Origin of the sequence: Burkholderia sp. NRF60-BP8 (assembly GCF_001522585.2) — a bacterium.
Classification (GTDB): Bacteria; Pseudomonadota; Gammaproteobacteria; order Burkholderiales; family Burkholderiaceae; genus Burkholderia.
This window is the reverse complement of sequence record NZ_CP013372.1, coordinates 1,934,529-1,952,024: the sequence shown is the minus strand read 5'-3', so window position 1 is coordinate 1,952,024 and position 17,496 is coordinate 1,934,529. Positions and strand designations below refer to the sequence as shown.

At 67.8% G+C, this 17,496-nt stretch carries 15 protein-coding genes; 11 read left to right on the top strand and 4 right to left on the bottom strand.

The genetic code is table 11. The annotated features are described in order from the left end of the window. Positions 1 to 49: 49 nt before the first annotated feature. Both WS54_RS09135 and WS54_RS09130 read right to left on the bottom strand, forming a co-directional pair. Positions 50 to 2,260 carry a xanthine dehydrogenase family protein molybdopterin-binding subunit gene (locus tag WS54_RS09135; RefSeq protein ID WP_059780623.1) on the bottom strand — a complete coding sequence of 737 codons (2,211 nt, stop codon included), beginning with the start codon at positions 2,258 to 2,260 and terminating at the stop codon, positions 50 to 52. Between the two features lie 2 nt (positions 2,261 to 2,262). Further along, positions 2,263 to 2,724: a (2Fe-2S)-binding protein gene (locus tag WS54_RS09130; RefSeq protein WP_034204443.1), complete on the bottom strand. Its 462-nt coding sequence runs from the start codon at positions 2,722 to 2,724 to the stop codon at positions 2,263 to 2,265. 180 nt (positions 2,725 to 2,904) lie between these two features. Here WS54_RS09130 and WS54_RS09125 point away from each other — a divergent pair, with 180 nt between their 5' ends. The 8 genes from WS54_RS09125 (at position 2,905) to WS54_RS09080 (ending at position 11,965) form a co-directional block, all read left to right on the top strand. After that, positions 2,905 to 3,828 (top strand): AraC family transcriptional regulator, encoded by a 924-nt coding sequence (locus WS54_RS09125; RefSeq protein WP_034204444.1) that lies wholly within the window; start codon positions 2,905 to 2,907, stop codon positions 3,826 to 3,828. Positions 3,829 to 5,993: 2,165 nt separating this feature from the next. Beyond that, positions 5,994 to 6,317 (top strand): hypothetical protein, encoded by a 324-nt coding sequence (locus tag WS54_RS09110; protein ID WP_034204445.1) that lies wholly within the window; start codon positions 5,994 to 5,996, stop codon positions 6,315 to 6,317. Positions 6,318 to 6,428: 111 nt separating this feature from the next. Next, entirely contained in the window at positions 6,429 to 7,019 is a 591-nt protein-coding gene (locus WS54_RS09105) for a hypothetical protein (RefSeq protein WP_034204446.1), read from the top strand. A 72-nt stretch (positions 7,020 to 7,091) separates the two neighbouring features. Next, positions 7,092 to 7,373: a hypothetical protein gene (locus WS54_RS09100; RefSeq protein ID WP_034204447.1), complete on the top strand. Its 282-nt coding sequence runs from the start codon at positions 7,092 to 7,094 to the stop codon at positions 7,371 to 7,373. A 44-nt stretch (positions 7,374 to 7,417) separates the two neighbouring features. After that, entirely contained in the window at positions 7,418 to 9,055 is a 1,638-nt protein-coding gene (locus WS54_RS09095; protein ID WP_059780622.1) for a hypothetical protein, read from the top strand. A 155-nt stretch (positions 9,056 to 9,210) separates the two neighbouring features. Then, positions 9,211 to 9,795: a hypothetical protein gene (locus WS54_RS09090; protein WP_059780621.1), complete on the top strand. Its 585-nt coding sequence runs from the start codon at positions 9,211 to 9,213 to the stop codon at positions 9,793 to 9,795. A 134-nt stretch (positions 9,796 to 9,929) separates the two neighbouring features. Further along, a complete protein-coding gene (locus WS54_RS09085) occupies positions 9,930 to 11,327 on the top strand; it encodes a sigma-54 dependent transcriptional regulator (protein WP_059780620.1) in 1,398 nt (465 codons plus the stop codon). A gap of 131 nt (positions 11,328 to 11,458) precedes the next feature. Further along, positions 11,459 to 11,965: a hypothetical protein gene (locus tag WS54_RS09080; protein WP_059780619.1), complete on the top strand. Its 507-nt coding sequence runs from the start codon at positions 11,459 to 11,461 to the stop codon at positions 11,963 to 11,965. A gap of 8 nt (positions 11,966 to 11,973) precedes the next feature. On the opposite strand, the gene WS54_RS09075 is transcribed toward WS54_RS09080, so the two are convergent. Continuing rightward, positions 11,974 to 12,465 (bottom strand): hypothetical protein, encoded by a 492-nt coding sequence (locus WS54_RS09075; RefSeq protein WP_059780618.1) that lies wholly within the window; start codon positions 12,463 to 12,465, stop codon positions 11,974 to 11,976. Between the two features lie 376 nt (positions 12,466 to 12,841). Between WS54_RS09075 and WS54_RS09065 the strand changes: the two genes are divergently transcribed. Continuing rightward, the gene (locus WS54_RS09065) at positions 12,842 to 13,519 is read left to right on the top strand and encodes a response regulator transcription factor (protein ID WP_034204453.1); all 678 of its coding nucleotides are present in this window, start codon (positions 12,842 to 12,844) and stop codon (positions 13,517 to 13,519) included. Between the two features lie 18 nt (positions 13,520 to 13,537). On the opposite strand, the gene WS54_RS09060 is transcribed toward WS54_RS09065, so the two are convergent. Continuing rightward, positions 13,538 to 15,091: a methyl-accepting chemotaxis protein gene (locus WS54_RS09060; RefSeq protein WP_059780617.1), complete on the bottom strand. Its 1,554-nt coding sequence runs from the start codon at positions 15,089 to 15,091 to the stop codon at positions 13,538 to 13,540. A gap of 250 nt (positions 15,092 to 15,341) precedes the next feature. Between WS54_RS09060 and panE the strand changes: the two genes are divergently transcribed. Both panE and WS54_RS09050 read left to right on the top strand, forming a co-directional pair. After that, entirely contained in the window at positions 15,342 to 16,289 is a 948-nt protein-coding gene (gene panE, locus WS54_RS09055) for a 2-dehydropantoate 2-reductase (RefSeq protein ID WP_059780616.1), read from the top strand. Positions 16,290 to 16,529: 240 nt separating this feature from the next. Continuing rightward, complete coding sequence (locus WS54_RS09050) at positions 16,530 to 17,489, top strand: AraC family transcriptional regulator (RefSeq protein ID WP_059780615.1); 960 nt, start codon at positions 16,530 to 16,532, stop codon at positions 17,487 to 17,489. Positions 17,490 to 17,496: the final 7 nt, after the last annotated feature.

The following is a 17,496-nucleotide window of genomic DNA, read 5'->3' as shown; positions in this document are numbered from 1 at the left end:
AACGCCGGCCCCCGGGCATGCGTCGCCCGGCAGCCGGCGTTCCCGCGTATCAGGCCTTCGCGCTATCCGCCGAATCGAACGGCAGCACGTAATGCCGCTTGCCGGTCGCCGCGAAGATCGCGTTCGCCACAGCCGGCCCGACCGGCGCGACGCCCGGCTCGCCGACGCCGGTCGGCGCTTCCGCCGACGGCACGATATGCACTTCGACCTTCGGCATCTCCGCCATCCGCAGCACGTGGTAGCCGTCGAAGTTGCGCTGCTCGACCTGGCCGTCCTTCAGCGTGATCGCGCTGTGCATCGCCGCGCCGAGCCCGAAACCGATGCCGCCCTCCATCTGCGCGGCGACGATGTCGGGATTGATCGCGATCCCGCAGTCGACCGCGCACACCACGCGCTCGACCTTCACCTTGCCGTCCGCGTCGACCGATACCTCGGCCACCTGCGCGACATAGCTCTTGAACGCCTCGGCCACCGCGATCCCGCGCCCGCGACCCTTCGGCAGCGGCTTGGCCGGATCCCAGCCGGCCTTCTGCGCGGCCAGGTCCAGCACCGCGCGCATGCGCGGCTCCTTCGCGAGCAGGTCGCGGCGGAACGCATACGGATCCTTGCCGGCCGCATGCGCGGCTTCGTCGATGAATGCCTCGACCGCATAGGCCGTGTGCGAGCTGCCGACCACGCGCCACCACAGCACCGGCAGGCCGACCTGGGTCGTGGTGAGTTCGACCGACACGTTCGGCACCGCGTAGGGCAGGTTCGCCGCGCCCTCGACCGACGTCGCGTCGACGCCGTTCTTGACCATGAACGCCTCGAACGGCGTGCCGGCGAGGATCGACTGGCCGACGATCCGATGGCGCCAGCCCACCAGCCGGCCGTCCGCGGTCAGGCCCGCGTCGAGCTTGTGGAAGTACATCGGCCGGTAGAAGCCGCCCTGGATGTCGTCCTCGCGCGTCCATTGCAGCTTGACGGGCTTGCCGTCCGCGCCGAGCGCCTTCGCGATCGACACGGCCTCGACCACGTAGTCCGACCACGCATTCGCACGCCGGCCGAAGCTGCCGCCCGCATACAGCGTGTGAATCCGCACCTGTTCGGGTTTCAGCCCGGCCGTCCTGGCCGCGTTGCCCTGGTCGACCGTCTGGAACTGGTCGCCGGCCCAGATCTCGCAGCTGTCCGCCGTCAGCTTGACGACCGCGTCGAGCGGCTCCATCGGCGCATGCGCGAGATACGGGAATTCGTACGTCGCGCCGATCTTGCGCGCCGCGCCGGCGATCGCCGCATCGGCATCGCCGTCCTTGCGCGCCGACGTGCCCGGCTTCTCGGCGAGTTGCCGGTATTCGCGCATCAGCTCGTCCGAGCCGCGCTTCTCCGCCTTCGTTTCGTCCCATTCGATCTTCAGCGCATCGCGGCCCTGTTTCGCGGCCCAGAAGCCGGTCGCGACGACCGCGACGCCGCCCGGCACCTGCACGACCGATACGACGCCCGGCACGGCCTTCGCGGCCGTCGCGTCGAACGATTTCACCGTCGCGCCGAAGCGCGGCGGCCGCTGCAGCAGCGCGACGCGCATGCCGGGAAACGTCGTGTCGAGCGTGAAGTGCGCGGTGCCGTTCGATTTCGACGACGCGTCGACGCGCGGAATCCGGTGCCCGATCAGCTTGAAATCGGCCGGCTGCTTCAGCGCGACCTTGTCGGGCACGGGCAGCTTCGACGCATCGGCGACGAGCGTGCCGTACGCGGCCGTCCTGCCGCTTTTCGCGTGCGTGACGACGCCGTCGGCGGTGGTCAGCTCGGCGGCCGGCACCTTCCAGCGGGCCGCCGCGGCCGACACGAGCATCGCGCGCGCCTTGCCGCCCGCTTCGCGCAGTTGCTGCCACGAGTTCGACATGGCCGAACTGCCGCCCGTGCCCTGCATCGTGCCGAACGCGAGGTTCGCATAGCGCTTCGCATCGGCCGGCGCGCTTTCGACGCGCACGCTCGACCAGTCGGCGTCGAGCTCCTCGGCGACGATCGTCGCGATGCCCGTATACGCGCCCTGGCCCATTTCGACGTGCTTCGCGATCACCGTGACGGCGCCGTCGGGCGTGATGCGCAGGAATGCGTTCGGCGCGAAATCGCCGGCCGGCGCGGTCGCGGCGAGCGCGCGGCGGCCGAGGCCGGCCCAGTCGAAGCCGATGGTCAGGCTGACGGCGGCGGCTGCCCCGGCGGCCTTCAGGAACGTGCGGCGCGACGGGCGCACCGAATCGGTGTGGTCGAGTTCGATCGTCATGGTCAGGCTCCCAGCGTCGCGGCGGCGTCGTGGATCGCGGCCCGGATGCGGGCGTAGGTCGCACAGCGGCAGAGGTTGCCGTTCATCGCGGCGTCGATGTCCGCGTCGGTCGGCTTCGGATTCTGTTCGAGCAAGGCGGTGGCCGACATGATCTGGCCGGACTGGCAATAGCCGCATTGCGGCACCTGCAGCTTGACCCACGCGGCCTGCACGGCCTGCGCGGGCTTGCTCTGCAGGCCTTCGATCGTCGTGACGTGCTTGCCCGCGATGCCGGCGAGCGGCAGCACGCACGAGCGGACGGCCTGGCCTTCGAGATGCACCGTGCACGCGCCGCACTGCGCCATGCCGCAGCCGAATTTCGTGCCGATCAGTCCCGCGTGTTCGCGAATCGCCCAGAGGACGGGCATCGACGGATCGGCGTCGAGCGTGACGTTCTTGCCGTTCAGGACAAACGAGGTAGGCATTTTGGGTTGTCTCCGTGGGGAAAACCCGGCGTAGGCCGGATTAGCGCGAGTGTGCGCGAGCCGCCGGTTTTTGCGTCTACCCAATCCTGCAAATTTATTGAACAATCCTGCAAATCCCCTGCGCGCCGCGAGCCGTTTCGCTATGCTCGCGCGACACGGGAAATCATTCGAGGATGCGTCATGGACATGACCGATATCGTGGCGTCGCGCGAATCCGGGCGGCGCGAGCTGGCGTCGCTGATCGGCCGTTTCGCGCCGGCGGACGGCTCGCACTCGACGGCCGTGCCGGGCCTGATGCTGCATCGGCACACGCGGCCGGTCGATCTCGGTTGCGGCGTGTCGCGCGCCGCGCTGGTGATCGCCGCGCAGGGCGCGAAGCGCGTGATCGTGGCCGGCCACGCGTACGAATACGACGCTCACAATTGCCTGATTACGTCGATCGACTTGCCGATCCTCTCGCGCGTGACGCGTGCGTCGGCGGAAGAACCGTACCTGTGCCTGTCGCTGACGCTCGATCCGCAGCGCATCGTCGAGTTGGCGGCCGAGATGCGGCTGCCCGAGCCCGACGCGGGCCCGGAAGGCGAAGGGATCGCGCTCGCGGAGCTGACGCCGCCGCTGCTCGATGCGGCGTTGCGGCTGCTGCGGCTGCTCGATACGCCGGCCGACATCGCGGTCGTCGCGCCGCTGATCGAGAAGGAAGTGCTGTACCGGCTGATGACGAGCGGGCAGGGCACGCGGCTGCGGCACATGGCGATCGCCGGCAGCCAGACGCACCGGATCGCGCGTGCGATCGAATGGATCCGCGATCACTTCGCGGAGCCGATGCGCGTCGAGTCGCTCGCGCAGGCGGTCAACATGAGCGTGTCGTCGCTGCACCATCATTTCAAGCACGTGACGACGCTGAGCCCGCTGCAGTACCAGAAGCAGTTGCGGCTGCACGAGGCGCGACGGCTGTTGCTGCGGCAGGGCGGCGACGTCGGGTCGGTGGCGGCCGTGGTCGGCTACGAAAGCGCGTCGCAGTTCAGCCGCGAATACAGCCGGCTGTTCGGCGCGCCGCCGATGCGCGACGTCGTGCATCTGCGCAAGAAAGAACTGCTCGGCTGACGGGCAGCCGGCCGGTCGTCGATCGTCATGTCGCGATGACGGCGCGTTGCGGTCGAGGATATCGGCCGCGACGCGCGGCCCGCCGCGGCCCGCGTCGCAATGGCCGGGCGAGCGATCGTCGTATGCGACACGGCTCGTGTTCGGTTTTCGCGAGCGCCTTGAACGGATGGCTGCCGATATGGCCGGCTGCTCGTGTGACGCGTGCTTTCATGCGAACGCTCCGGCGATGTCGACGAAGCGTCGCGACGGGCGCTCCGGTTTCGCCGACACCCCCGTTGATGCTTGAACGACGCAAGTATCGACCGGTGGCGACCTTCATCGCCTTTTCCACGACATGCCGGTTCAAGAGGGCCGCCGCCTGTATTTCGTGCGCCGTGACGGGCTGCTCGTCGAAAGCCGGACATCGGGCAACCGGCATGCCATGAACGGCGAAGTCCCGCTGCATGCGGGCGCGGCCGGGTCATGACCGTTCGGTGCACGCATCGGTGTTTCGTGCGTGAATCGTGGGGACAGGGAAGCACCCGCGGCGATCGTGGGATCGATACGGTTCGATGCGACGAAACGCGCGCCCAATCAGGTTTTTACGAGATTGACGATGTGCATGCTGTTTTGGGTCGTCATGTTTCAGTGATGAGAAAAGCCGGATAAATTCTCGAAAACGTTTCTTCGATGAATCGATCGTCGGGGATTCATGAAATGGCTGGTCGAATCGAAATGAAAAAGCGACGGGCGCGTTTTTTGTCCGGATCTCGTGTTTACATTTGTTTTAATTGTTACGCCCGCAGCGTGCCGGATGGCAAGGTTTTTCCCCCGCACGATCGTGTGGCTATTTTCACGGATGAATCAAATTCATTTCGTATTTCGGGGGAAACCCGTGTTCCGGCCGTATCGGCGGCCGGGCGGCGCGGGGCATCGAGCGGCCGGAACCCCTTTCGCTCCGAGGTAACGGACGGTTGCCGGCCTGCCGCAACACGCGGTTTGTCAGCGGAAACGCGCGAACCACGGGCCCTGCGTCGAGAGACGGCTCTCAAGTTTGAAACAACCGTCGGCGGGGACGTCCGGCGCGCCCCGGTTTGCCCGATTCGTCCGTCAAATCAAGGCATTGCGTCGTCGTGTTCAATGATCGCCGCCGTGCGGGGATCGTTATCGCGATACATTCGTGAAACGAAAAATGCCGTTCCTGGCGAAATGGGCGGGGCTGGCGGCCTCGAGCCCCGCGCAATGCGCAGTGGAATATCGCATGGCATGCCGTTTGCGAGAGTGGACGCACCGGCGAGCGGTCGACACGATGCAACAACGATGTGGGGGCGGCCAGTTCGTCACGAGCCAGTCGGGGAAGCGGCGATGAACACTATAAGCAGTGGCTTGATCCGCGCGTTTCTCGCGCACCATAGGGGTAGTCGGATCGATGGGGGTAGCGCTTGCGACGCAGTGCCAGCGTCGTCGGTGGCGCCTTGCCGATTGCCCGCCCTCCGCGCGCATCGCGTGCTGGAGCGCTTGTCGTTTCGCGCGACAACCTGGCGACAGCGATGCTCGACTTCATTCGGCGTTTCCGGGTGGGGCGCGCTGTTCGTGCCGGACAGCGTCGCGCCGATTCCTCTTCAACCGTGTAGAGCCGTTTCGATCGCGCCGGGCCAGTGCCGGCGCCGGCTGGGCTAGATCGAACGCGCGTCGGCCGGGTTATCCGGAAGGCCTTTCTTCGTCAGCTCAGGGAGCAGACATGTCGTCTGGCTGCAATGCAAGTCCGTCGTCGCCCGGCTGAAGGGCGCGTGTCGAGCGGGCGCTGCGTTTTGCGGTAGTCGATACATTCGCCAGTTTTCAATTCCGGAAACGGGTGCCGGTGCCGGTATCCGTTTGGGACGGGGTATTGAAAACCGCGAGCCGGAAAGATGTGTGCGTCATTCCGGTAAATTTAATGAATGGTGTTTGGAGTGAATTCCAATGTTCATAAAAATGATAGAAAACACCTACTCATAAATTTTGGACAACTTATAAACATAAAACTAGACTTCGGCTGGCCAAAAAAATAAAAAGCCAATTTACGAGCCTGAAATAATTTCTTTATTCGATAGCAATCCTTATTTTTTGAGGATTGTTCGAGGCGGGAAGGTCGATGGCGTGCGATCTTCCATGCTCATTCTCTCCACGCCGTTATGGAGTCGACCATGAAGAAGCTTCTGATTGCAGCAGCAGTTCTGGCGGTTTCGGGTGCAGCGTTTGCAGCGAGCGGCACGATCTCGAGCAGCAACTCGTCGAGCGGTGGCCAGACGATGGCCGGGGTCGCCGGGTTCGGCCACTTCACCGCAACCGATTCCGGCTCGGCACTCGGCGCAGCCGGCGCAACGGCCGGTGGCGGCAGCAGCGGTTCGATCTCGTACACGAACCATACGCAAACGTCGACGGTCGGCGGCTTCGGCTTCGGCGGCGCACAAGCAGGCGGCAGCAGCGGCGCGAACGCGGGCTCGACCGGCTGGACGTATCACCACTAAGCCGCGACGCGTAGCGTTCGTCATTGGCTGGCGGTACGGATGCCGGGCTTTGTCCCGCCAGGGCAGGCCCGGCTCCGCCACCGTCGAACTTCCTCACAGCAAGGAATTGCTATGAAAGCCAAAGTCATGTTAGCGACAGCGCTCACCGTCATTTCGTCCGCTGCGTTGGCGGCCGGATCGTCCACGACCAACCAGACGCAGTCCGTTGCGGCGGGTGTTTCCGGTTCGGTGCTGGTCGGCTCCGGCAGCTATACCAGCAATTCGACCTCGACGGCCGGCGCGAATGCAGGAAGTACCGTGACACCCGCCGGCTCCGCCGGCACGGCGTCCGCGTTTCACAACTCGACTTCGACGGCCAGCGGTTCGGGCACGAACGGGGGCGCGTTCGCGGCAGGCGGCGGGATCGGCGCCGCGGGCTCGTTCGCCGGAAACGGCAGCACGAACGAGAACGCGAATGCGCTGTCGGGAGGGGTGACCGCCACGATCGTACTCGGCGCGAACCACTACACGGCCACGGGCGCGAACGATCACGGCACTGCCAACGCGGGTGCCGCGGGGTGGACGGGCAGTGGCGGGTCGGGCGCGATCGCGGGCTCGAATCACTTCAACTCGTCGAGCGTGTGGAGTACCGGTCCGGCCGGTTCGCCGTCCGCGTCGGGCGGAAGCCAGGGTGACTCGAGCGCGACCGGGAGCAGTCATTAGTCAGGTGTGGGGGGACCAGTTTCCCAGCGACGCTGGTCTCTTTTCCGCATCGTTGTCACGTAAGGAGTTGGCATGAAGCAGAACCTGATTGCCGCCGCTCTGATGCTCGCGTCTCTGACGGCGTATGGCGCTGACCGTGCTGCCGATGGTGGGCAATCGAATATGCAGACGTCAAACAACCTTTCTCAGACAACCAAACCGTCAGAACAACAAACGCTTTCGTCGGGCAGCGCCATCGGCGGACCGGACGCCCAGCAATGGCAGGGCATGTCGGCCGGATCGTGGTCCCAGCTGGGCAGCGGCTGGAAGCAGTTCGGGGGAGCAGCGAAAACTGAAGGCATTCAGGGGAATTAGTACGGTTGCCTGGGTGGGAGGTCAAACCTCGTCCGGAGAGTGAAATGAACAGCAACAGGATCAAGGTGGCATGTGCGGCGATGTTCGCGATGACCACGATCGGCGCCCACGCGCAAACCGCCGATTCGACGTCGAGCGCGCAATCGTCGACCTCGTCGACGGCGATCAGCCAGGGCGGCGGCTCGAGCATGAACACGAATACGACGAGTTCGCGTGGGGGGAATGCCACCAGCTCCAGCGGGGTGCGCGGCAGCGGCAATTCGAGCGTGAACGTCAACGTGACGATGCCGGCCAGCACGGCCGGCGGCAATGTGACGCCGCAGAGCGTGAACTCGTTGCAGTCGTCCGGCGCGCCCGGCACCAACCCGTACAACACCCAGACCTCGGAAAACGTCAATTACTCGGGCACGCAGACGATCAAGACGAACCCGTCGATCCAGGCGCCCGGCCTCACGACCACGCTGTCCGATACCTGCATGGGTTCGGTGAGCGTCGGCGTGTCGTTCCCGGGGTTCGGCGCGACGGGCGGCACGACGCTGGTCGACCAGGCCTGCGTGCGGCGTCTCGATGCGCGCGAATTCCGTGCGATGGGCCTGACCGACGTGGCGCTCGCGCTGTTGTGCCAGAGCGATGCGAACCGGCGCGCGGTGGAGGCGACCGGGCATCTGTGCCCGGGCACGACCGCGCCGCTCGCGCGTTCGAACGTGGCGCCCAGCGTCGAAGCGACCGTCGCGGACGACATCAAGTATCGCGATCCGATCGTGCGCGACCGGATGGGCCTGCCGCCGCTCGGCTCGGCCGCGCCGGCGTCCGCGCCGACGCGCCCGATCGAGACGACGTCGGTGCGCGCTGCGCCGGTTTCGGTGCCGGTTCCTGTGCCGACGATGGCGCCTGTCGCCACCGCTCCGGCAATTGCGACGCCGGCTGTCGCCGCCGCTCCGGCAGTTGCAGCGCCGGCTGTTGCCGCCGCAGTTCCGGCTGCCGCGGCGACTGCCGCGCCTGCCGTCGCCGCCACCGCACCCGCAGCGTCGATCGTACCGGCTGCCGTCATGGCCACCGTGCCGGCAGCGGCCGTCATCGCCGCACCGGCCGTGGCGGACAAGGCTTCGCCGGCGCCTGTCGCGCCGGTCGCCGAGACGAAGACGCCGGAGCCCGCGCAGCCGGTCGCCGACAAAGCGCCCGAGCCTGCCCCGGCAGTGGCCGACAAGGCACCCGAGCCGGTGCCGGCAGTGGCCGACAAGGCGTCCGAACCTGTGCCGGCCGTCGCGGACAAGATGCCCGAGCCTGCCCAGCCCGTCGCCGCCAACGCACCGGAGCCGATGCCGGCCGCGACCGACCCGGTGCAGGCCGCAGGCGAGCCGGTTGCCGAACCGATGCCGGCGGCAACCGTCGCCGTGGCGCCGGCTGCCGATGCGAAGGCTGCCGAGCCGGCGCCGCAGGCAGCCGCCGAAGCGCCTGCACCGGAGGCCGCGCTGCCTGCCGTCGCGGCAGCGCCCGCCGACATGCCCGCAGCGGACGCGAAGGTGCCGGATGCAGCCGCAACGACTGCGCCGCCTGCCGACGTGCCGACGCTGACCGATCCGGCGCAAGCGTTGTCGCCGGCCACGGTCGACCAGCAGGCGGCACCGGCTGCACCGGTCGCGCCGGCGCCGGCCGTCATCTCGACGAGTACCTCGTCGTGAGCATGCGGGCCGGTTTGCCGTGCGACCGGAGCGCGGGTCGCACGGCAGGCGTTCGGCCCGATGCCCGACGGTTTTTTCCGGTTTGACGGGTGTTGTTCCCCTCCCCGAGGTCAACACCTCTTTTTGCGTGACGAGGATGCGAGGAGGCCGCAATCATGAGGATCTTTTTGGTCGCTTTGTTGCTGGCCAGCGTGCAAGCCGCTGCGCAGTCGCTTTTCCAGAATCCCGCGGTCTTCGTCATCCTGAACGAGCAGACCCTCGCGAACGCCGCGAGCGTCCAGCAGGCGCTGTCGACGCTCGGCCGTCCCGACAACACCGCATGCGCGCCGATGGTGATGATCGGCGACCCGCAGATGATCTACATGATGCCGGAAGCGGGCCATGCGCCGTCGTGGCAAGCGCCGGTATACGGTCGCGGTGCGCCGTTCGATGCGCAGAGCGGGCCGAAGTCGACCGGCAAGACGGTCGACGCGACGCAGCACACCGAGGCGATGCAGACGCAACCATGGAGCGACGGCAGCGCGATCACGCAGAAGATCGCGGGCGAGTCGAGCGTCGCGGCGGCCGACCGGGTGAACGAATGGCGGTACAGCGGGCTCGCCAGGATCGAGACGGCCCGCGCGGCGGACGTGACGGTGAACGGGAAGACCTACCGCGCCTATCGCGACGATCTCAACGGCGCGGCGAAGCCCGCCGTCGAGCCGCAGATCTACACGCAGCGCGTCGTGTTCTGTCGATAGCGCGGCGTCGATTCGAGGACGGAGCGGCGCCGCGCCGCGGGACCACGGGCCCCGCCACGCGCGATCGGCAACGGCCGCTTCGATACACAACCTTATGCGGCGAGGCAATCGTGAACCATTGCTGTCAGCTCGGCATGCCGGGCCCGCACGACGACGAACGGCAGGCGAGCACGCCGCCGTTCGTCGCGGTCCGGCGCAGTCCCGTCGCGCCGTCGCGGCCGCTCGTCTACCTGTCGCGGCAACACGATGCCGCGCTCGTCGATTCGCTCGCGTCGCGCGGCTGGGAGGTGTGGTGCGCCAAAACCGTGGCGGACGCGCAGAATCTCGCCAAGGCGAACCGTCCGCATGCGGGTATCGTCGATTTCGGCAGTTTCGCGTCGCCGGACGTCGCGTCGTTCGAGGCGCTGCTGCGTGACCCGCGCGTCGGCTGGGTCGCGCTCGCCGACGGCGAGCGACTGCGCAACATCACGATCGCGCGCCTGATCCGCCGTTGCTGCTTCGACTACGTGCGCCATGCGACGGCCTACACGACGATCGGCTATCTCGTCGGCCACGCATACGGGATGCTCGAGCTCGCGGACGGCGGCCCGGCCGCGGAGGCGCCGCCGCCCGGCGGCGCGATGATCGGCGCGTGCGACGCGATGCGCCGGCTGTTCGCGACGATCCGCAAGGTCGCGCACACCGACGCGACCGTGTTCATCGCCGGCGAGTCCGGCACCGGCAAGGAGCTGACGGCGGCGGCGATCCATCGGCAGTCGTCGCGTGCCGACGCACCGTTCGTCGCCGTGAACTGCGCGGCCATCCCGACGATGCTGGTGCAGGCCGAACTGTTCGGGCACGAGCGCGGCGCATTCACCGGCGCGCACCAGCGCAAGATCGGCCGCATCGAGGCCGCGCACGGCGGCACGCTGTTTCTCGACGAAATCGGCGACATGCCGTTCGAGAGCCAGGCGAGCCTGCTGCGGTTCCTGCAGGAGGGCACAATCGAGCGGCTCGGCGGGCATGCGTCGATTCCGGTCGACGTGCGGATCGTGTCGGCGACCCACGTCGATCTCGAAGCCGCGATGCGGGCCGGGCGATTCCGCGCCGACCTCTACTACCGACTGTGCGTGCTGCGTATCGACGAGCCGCCGCTGCGCATGCGCGGCCGCGACATCATGCTGCTCGCCGATGACGTGCTGCGGCGCTATCGCGGCGACGGCGCGTACCGGATTCGCGGCTTCACGCCGTGCGCGATCGAGGCGATCCACAACTATTCGTGGCCCGGCAACGTGCGCGAGCTGATCAACCGGATCCGCTTCGCGGTCGTGATGACGAACGGCCCGCTGATCTCGGCCGCCGATCTCGAGCTGCGTCCGTACACGTCGCTGCGGCCGCCGACGCTCGCGCAGGCGCGCCGGCAGGCCGAGCGGCACGCGATCGAGGCAACGCTGCTGCGTCACCGCCACCAGCATGCGGACGTCGCGGCGGAGCTGGGCATCTCCCGTGCGACGCTGTACCGCCTGATGACCGCGCACGGGCTGCATGGCTGACGCGCCGCTGCGCGCGTGCGCTCAAGACCGCGCGGCGGCGGCCGTTAAAACATGAAACGGCCCGGCCGGAACGCGTGCATCGACGTGCGCGCGTTCCGGCACGCGGCGCATCACGCTCATCCGAGGTCATCGTGGCAGAGTGCAGTCAGTGCGGCAGGACGTTCCTGGTCGGCGGGCGGTCGATCGACGGCCGCCGCTATTGCGGTTCGGTGTGCGCACAGGCGCATCCGGTCGTCGTCGAGGCCGAACGCGTGCCCGACGCGAAGGTCCGGCAGTACGTCGACGACTGGCGCTACGGGCCCTGTCCGGTCTGCCTGCGCGAAGGGCAGCCGGTCGACGTCCACGCGTCGCATCGCGTCGTCTCGCTCGTGTTCGTCACGCGCTGGGCCACGCGGCGCCACGTGTGCTGCCGCCGCTGCGGCCGCCGCAAGCAGGCGATCGCATTGCTCGCGTCGGCCACGCTCGGCTGGTGGGGGCTGCCGTGGGGCATCGTGCTGACGCCGATCCAGCTCGCGCGCAACCTGCAGGGCCTGGCCGCGCGCGATCCCGAGGAAGCGACGCCGCAGTTCGAGGCGCTCGTGCGGCGCAAGCTGGCCGCCCGCCGGCTCGCGCGCGCGGAGCGGGGCGCCGGCGCCTGATCGCGCCGTCAGGCCGGCCGCTCGAAGCCCGATGCGGCCCAGCGCTCGGCGCTGGCCTTGTTGAGCTTGAACCCGGCCGACACCTTCGCTTCGGCCAGCAGCTCGCCATACGGATCGAACGCCTTGAGCTGCGCATACGGCTCGAACTCGTCCGGCACGATGTCGAGCGTCACCGACACATCCTGTCCGCCTTCGTCCTGCACCGTCACTTCCTTGTGCAGCATCGCGCGCCGCTGCTGTTCGTGCCGCATCAGCACTTCGGTCGCGGTCTTCACGAGCGTGCGGAACGCATTCGCGTCCATCGGCTTCGGGTTCTTCTTGTCGCGGCCCATGGTCCACGGCCCGACGAGCGCGGGCTCGGCCTCGCCGTCCTTGACCATCTCGACGGCCCAGCCGTCGTCGTCTTCGTTCTTGATGATGCGGGCCGTCCAGCCGTTGTCGCGCCAGAGGCCGTCTTCGTGGATGGAGGTGTCGTCGGATTGCAGGTCGGAATCGGTCATGAGGAAAGCGGGGAGGTCGGGCAAGCCGGTGTCGGGGCGGCGGCGCGCGGCCGGCATCGGCGCGTCGCTCGCCGCCGGCGCGCCGGGGTGGCATGCAAACGCGCAATTTTACCTGCTGGCCGGCCGTGCGGCGCGCCAGGCTGGCCATCGGGCCGATGCCGCGACGGTCGTGCGCCGGCCGCCGGGCGTTGAACCGGCGCAAATATCAAACCCGTATTACGCCTTCGGCAGCCAATTCGTACGCCGTCCGATATCGCGCGCGGGCATACGTTCATAGAATCGACATCCAGGCTAAAAATCGCCTGAATGTCCTTCAACGCTCAACCGGGTGCGCGCGTTCCGCGTGGCGCGGCCGGTGAACCACCAGGAACTCCGCATGAGGAAATTCAATGTTCGCATCGTCTTCGCATACGACTGGCCATTGACGCTGGCCGGTATCGAGCAGATCGCAGGCGGCGCCTGCGCGATCGAGCTCGCCGCGGTCTACCGGAGCGCGGCCGAACTGGTCGCATCGCTCGGCGGCGTCGATTGCGACGTCGTGCTGGTCGACTATGCGATTCGCGGCGACGAGCAGATGGATGGCCTCGCGCTGTTCGACTGGCTGCGCCGCACGCGGCCGAACGTCGGGATCGTCGTGCTGGTCGCGAACGAGAACCCGCTGATCTTCCGGTCGATCTTCGCGATCGGCGGCGTGAGCGTCGTCAGCAAGCTCGACGAGGTCGGCCATATCGTCACGGCGATTCATTCGAGCTACAGCGGCGCGACCTACCTGTCGCCGTCCGTGCGTCGCGCGCTCGATGCGCTCGGCACGCGCGGCGACACGCCCGTGAAGCTGTCGGCGCGCGAAATCGAGGTGATTCGCCTGTATCTGTCGGGCGTGCCGATCAAGACGATCGCGCAGCGCCTGAGCAAGGGCAAGCAGACGGTCAGCGCGCAGAAGATCAGCGCGATGAAGAAGCTCGGCGCGAGCAACGACGTCGAGCTGATCCAGCGCGCGGCGGGGCTGGGGCTCGGTAGCGGCGAGGCCGCGCTGCGGGCGGGCAGCGCGGCGTGAGGGCGGGGCGGTGCGCCGTCAGGCCGGCAGCGCGAATCGCGTCACCGCGTCGCGCAGCGCCTCGGCCTGATCGCGCAGCGAATGCGCGGCCGCCGCGGCCTGTTCGACGAGTGCCGCGTTCTGCTGCGTGACCTGATCCATCTCGCCCACCGCGCGGTTGACCTGCTCGATCCCGGCGCTCTGCTCGCGCGAGGCGTGGCTGATTTCGTCGAGGATCTCGTTCACGCGCCGCACCGACTGCACGATCTCGGCCATCGTCTCGCCCGCATGCGTGACGAGCGTCGCGCCGTGCTGGACCGTCTCGTTCGACGACACGATCAGCGACTTGATCTCCTTGGCCGCCGTTGCCGAGCGTTGCGCGAGCGAGCGCACTTCGGCCGCGACCACCGCGAAGCCGCGGCCCTGTTCGCCCGCGCGCGCCGCTTCGACGGCCGCGTTCAGCGCGAGGATGTTGGTCTGGAACGCGATCCCGTCGATCACGCCGATGATGTCGCCGATCTTGTGCGAGCGGTCGGTGATCTCGTTCATCGTGCGCACGACGTCGTCGACCACCGCGCTGCCGCGCGTCGCGACCTGCGCGGCCTGGCCCGCGAGCGACGCGGCCTGCTCGGCGCTGTCCGCGTTCTGCTTCACGTTCGCGGTCATTTCGTCCATGCTCGACGCGGTTTGCACGAGCGCCGCCGCCTGTTGCTCGGTGCGCTGCGACAGGTCCGTGTTGCCGGATGCGATCTCGCTCGCGCCGACGTTGATGTTCTCGGTGCCCGCCCGGACGCGCGACACCATGTCGATCAGCCCGCCCTGCATCGTGTGCAACGCATGCAGCAGGCTGCCGCGATCGTCGTGCTTCACGCTCACGCGGGCAGTCAGGTCGCCCTGCGCGATGCGCCGAGCGGCGTCGAGCGCCGCTTCGAGCTCGCCGCCGAGGCTCGCGCGCACGCTTTTCAGCACCAACACCATCACGGCCGTCGCGATCGCGCCGAGCACGGCCGTCATCGCGAGCCAGCGGCCGATGCTCGCGAGCACCGCCGAGCGCACGTCGTTCATGTACATGCCGGTCACCAGATACCAGTCCCACGGCGCGAAGCGCTGCACGGCGCTGGTTTTCTCCTGCGGCTTGTCCGCACCCGGTTTCGGCCACAGATATTCGACGAAGCCCTTGCCGCCTTCCGCGTTGCCGGCCTTCACGATCTCGACGAACAAGTGCTTGCCGTTCGGATCGGTGAAATTCGACACGTCCTTGCCGTTGAGCTCGGCCTTGATCGGATGCATCACGAGCACCGGCTTCGAATCGTTGACCGAGATATAGCCGTCGGCGCCGTAGCGCATCGCGGCGATCGCCTCGAGCGCCTTCTGCTTCGCGTCGGCTTCCGGCATCGCGTTCTGCTGCGACAGCTTGTAGTAATGGTCGGTCACGCTCGCGGCCTGTGCGACCAGCGACGCAAGCTGGTCGCGGCGGTCGGCGATCATCGACGCGCGGGTCTGCCATGCGCCGAGCCCGGCGATCACGAGCAGGCCGAGCCACAGGATGACGATCATCGAGGCGAGTTTCTGATTCAGGGAAAGATTGCGCATGGTATGAGGTCGGTCAGTCGAGGAAGCTCGCCGGGACGGCGTGACGGGGTAAGTGTCTTGACGGCGCACGAGGCGCGTCGCCGTAGACGGGAAATCCCTTAGAAGCAGATCGTTTCCCGATGCCCGCGACGCGGGCGCGGGCATCTATGCATATGCATAAAAGTGGCCGCTATACTGTCGGGCAATGGCGTATGCGCCGCGCCCGCACGGGCCGCGGTGCGACACCAAACAAAACCGAAAGGAGGCAACGATGCGGATTCTGGTAGTAGGAGCCGGCGCGGTCGGCGGGTACTTCGGCGGCCGGCTGGCCGCGGCGGGGCGCGACGTGACGTTCCTGGTGCGCGACGGTCGCGCGGCTGCGCTTGCACGCGACGGGCTGCTGATCCGCAGCCCGCGCGGCGACCTGACGCTCGCGAACGTGCAGACCGTGCGCGCGGGCGACGCGGGCGCCGGCGTCGCGCCGTTCGACCTCGTGCTGCTGAGCTGCAAGGCGTACAGCCTCGACGACGCGATTGCATCGTTTGCACCGTTCGTCGGCCCGCAGACGCTGATCCTGCCGATGCTCAACGGGATGCGTCACCTCGACGTGCTGCGCGAGCGCTTCGGCGCCGCGCAGGTGCTCGGCGGGCTGTGCGTGATCGCGGCGACGCTTGATCGCGAGCAGCGCATCGTGCACCTGAACGACACGCACGGCGTGACGTTCGGCGAGCTTGCCGGCGGCGAATCGCCGCGCGTGCGCGCGGTGGCCGACGTGCTCGGCGGCGCGGGCTTCGACGCGACGCTCAGCGACGATATCGCCGCGCGGATGTGGGAGAAGTGGGTGTTCCTCGCGACGCTCGCCGCGAGCACGTCGCTGTTTCGCGGCTCGATCGGCGACATTCTCGCGGCGCCGGACGGCCGCCGCCTGCTCGAAACGATGCTCGCCGAATGCAGCGCGATCGCCGAACACAACGGCCACCGGCCCGACTCGTCGGCCAGCGAGCGGATGCAGCGGATGGTGCTGACACCGTCGCCGCTGACCGCGTCGATGCTGCGCGACGTCGAGAATCATGCGCGCGTCGAAGCCGATCACGTGATCGGCGACCTGCTCGCGCGGCGCGACCCGCAGGCGGCCGATGCGTTGTCGCTGCTGCGGATCGCGTACAACCACCTGAAGACGTACGAGGCGCGCACGGCGCGCGAGCACGCGGCGACGTAAGCCGGTGCGGCCGGCCGCCGCGCCGTTGCGCGCCGCAACAAATTTGCCGTCCGGCGCCGTTTCCGGCCGGATCGTGCAAAAAAGTATCGGAAATCAGGCGTAAAGTTGGTGGAGCCGCGCGCTCGATCGACCTACATTGCTTCCCATGCGACCGGTCCGCACCGCCGCGCGAAACCGCCGGCGGACGCGCGAACGAGCCGAACAGGCCGGCCAGCGATACATGGGAATGGAGACGCCAACATGATGCACCCCGATCTCGAAGTGGTCGAAGTGCGACGCGACGAGTCGTTCAAGGTCTGGTCGCACGGCTATCCGTATCGCACGATCCGCTGGCACTTCCATCCCGAATTCGAGCTGCACTTGATCGTCGCGACGCACGGCAAGTATTTCGTCGGCGATCACATCGGCTCGTTCGGCCCCGGCCATCTCGTGCTGCTCGGCCCGAACCTGCCGCACAACTGGGTCAGCGACATGGCCGAAGGCGAAACCGTCGAGCGGCGCAATCTCGTGATCCAGTTCGATCCTTCGTTCGTGCGCCGCTGCATGGACGCGTTTCCCGAATGTCGCGACGCGCAGACGCTGCTCGACGATGCGCGGCGTGGGGTCGGCTTCGACGCGGCGACGAGCGCCGCGATCGCCCCGCTGTTCGACGCGTTGCTGACCGCGCGCGGCATGCACCGCATCGCGCTGTTCATGACGATCCTCGAGCGGCTGTGCGGTGCGGCCGAGCGCACGCTGCTCGCGAGCCCCGCATACGATCAGGCCGACGTCACGCCGACGCGGCTCAGTCACGCGCTGTCGTATATCGGCAAGAACCTCGCATCCGAGCTGCGCGAATCCGATCTCGCGCAACTGACTGGGCAGAGCGTCAGCGCGTTCTCACGCGCGTTCCATCGTCACACGGGCATGCCGTTCGTCCAGTACGTGAATCGTCTGCGGATCGAATCCGCATGCCAGATGCTGCTTGCCAACGACGCGAGCATCACCGACGTCTGTTTCCAGGCCGGCTTCAACAACGTGTCGAACTTCAACCGCCAGTTCCGCGCGGTGAAGGGGATGGCGCCGTCCGAATTCCGCGCGTTACAACGGCTGAACGCGCGCAGCCGCGAGCTGGCGCTGCATGCGGCGCCCACCGGTAACCCGCTGCCGCCGCGCGTGCTGACGCCCGGCGCACCCGAACTCGCGCCGCAGCCCGGATGATCGCCGG

Bases quoted from the DNA above. Each gene is read 5' to 3' on its own strand.
- WS54_RS09135 (WP_059780623.1), bottom strand. From the start codon at position 2,260: ATGACGATCGAACTCGACCACACCGATTCGGTGCGCCCGTCGCGCCGC.
- WS54_RS09130 (WP_034204443.1), bottom strand. From the start codon at position 2,724: ATGCCTACCTCGTTTGTCCTGAACGGCAAGAACGTCACGCTCGACGCC.
- WS54_RS09125 (WP_034204444.1), top strand. From the start codon at position 2,905: ATGGACATGACCGATATCGTGGCGTCGCGCGAATCCGGGCGGCGCGAG.
- WS54_RS09110 (WP_034204445.1), top strand. From the start codon at position 5,994: ATGAAGAAGCTTCTGATTGCAGCAGCAGTTCTGGCGGTTTCGGGTGCA.
- WS54_RS09105 (WP_034204446.1), top strand. From the start codon at position 6,429: ATGAAAGCCAAAGTCATGTTAGCGACAGCGCTCACCGTCATTTCGTCC.
- WS54_RS09100 (WP_034204447.1), top strand. From the start codon at position 7,092: ATGAAGCAGAACCTGATTGCCGCCGCTCTGATGCTCGCGTCTCTGACG.
- WS54_RS09095 (WP_059780622.1), top strand. From the start codon at position 7,418: ATGAACAGCAACAGGATCAAGGTGGCATGTGCGGCGATGTTCGCGATG.
- WS54_RS09090 (WP_059780621.1), top strand. From the start codon at position 9,211: ATGAGGATCTTTTTGGTCGCTTTGTTGCTGGCCAGCGTGCAAGCCGCT.
- WS54_RS09085 (WP_059780620.1), top strand. From the start codon at position 9,930: ATGCCGGGCCCGCACGACGACGAACGGCAGGCGAGCACGCCGCCGTTC.
- WS54_RS09075 (WP_059780618.1), bottom strand. From the start codon at position 12,465: ATGACCGATTCCGACCTGCAATCCGACGACACCTCCATCCACGAAGAC.
- WS54_RS09065 (WP_034204453.1), top strand. From the start codon at position 12,842: ATGAGGAAATTCAATGTTCGCATCGTCTTCGCATACGACTGGCCATTG.
- WS54_RS09060 (WP_059780617.1), bottom strand. From the start codon at position 15,091: ATGCGCAATCTTTCCCTGAATCAGAAACTCGCCTCGATGATCGTCATC.
- panE (WP_059780616.1), top strand. From the start codon at position 15,342: ATGCGGATTCTGGTAGTAGGAGCCGGCGCGGTCGGCGGGTACTTCGGC.
- WS54_RS09050 (WP_059780615.1), top strand. From the start codon at position 16,530: ATGATGCACCCCGATCTCGAAGTGGTCGAAGTGCGACGCGACGAGTCG.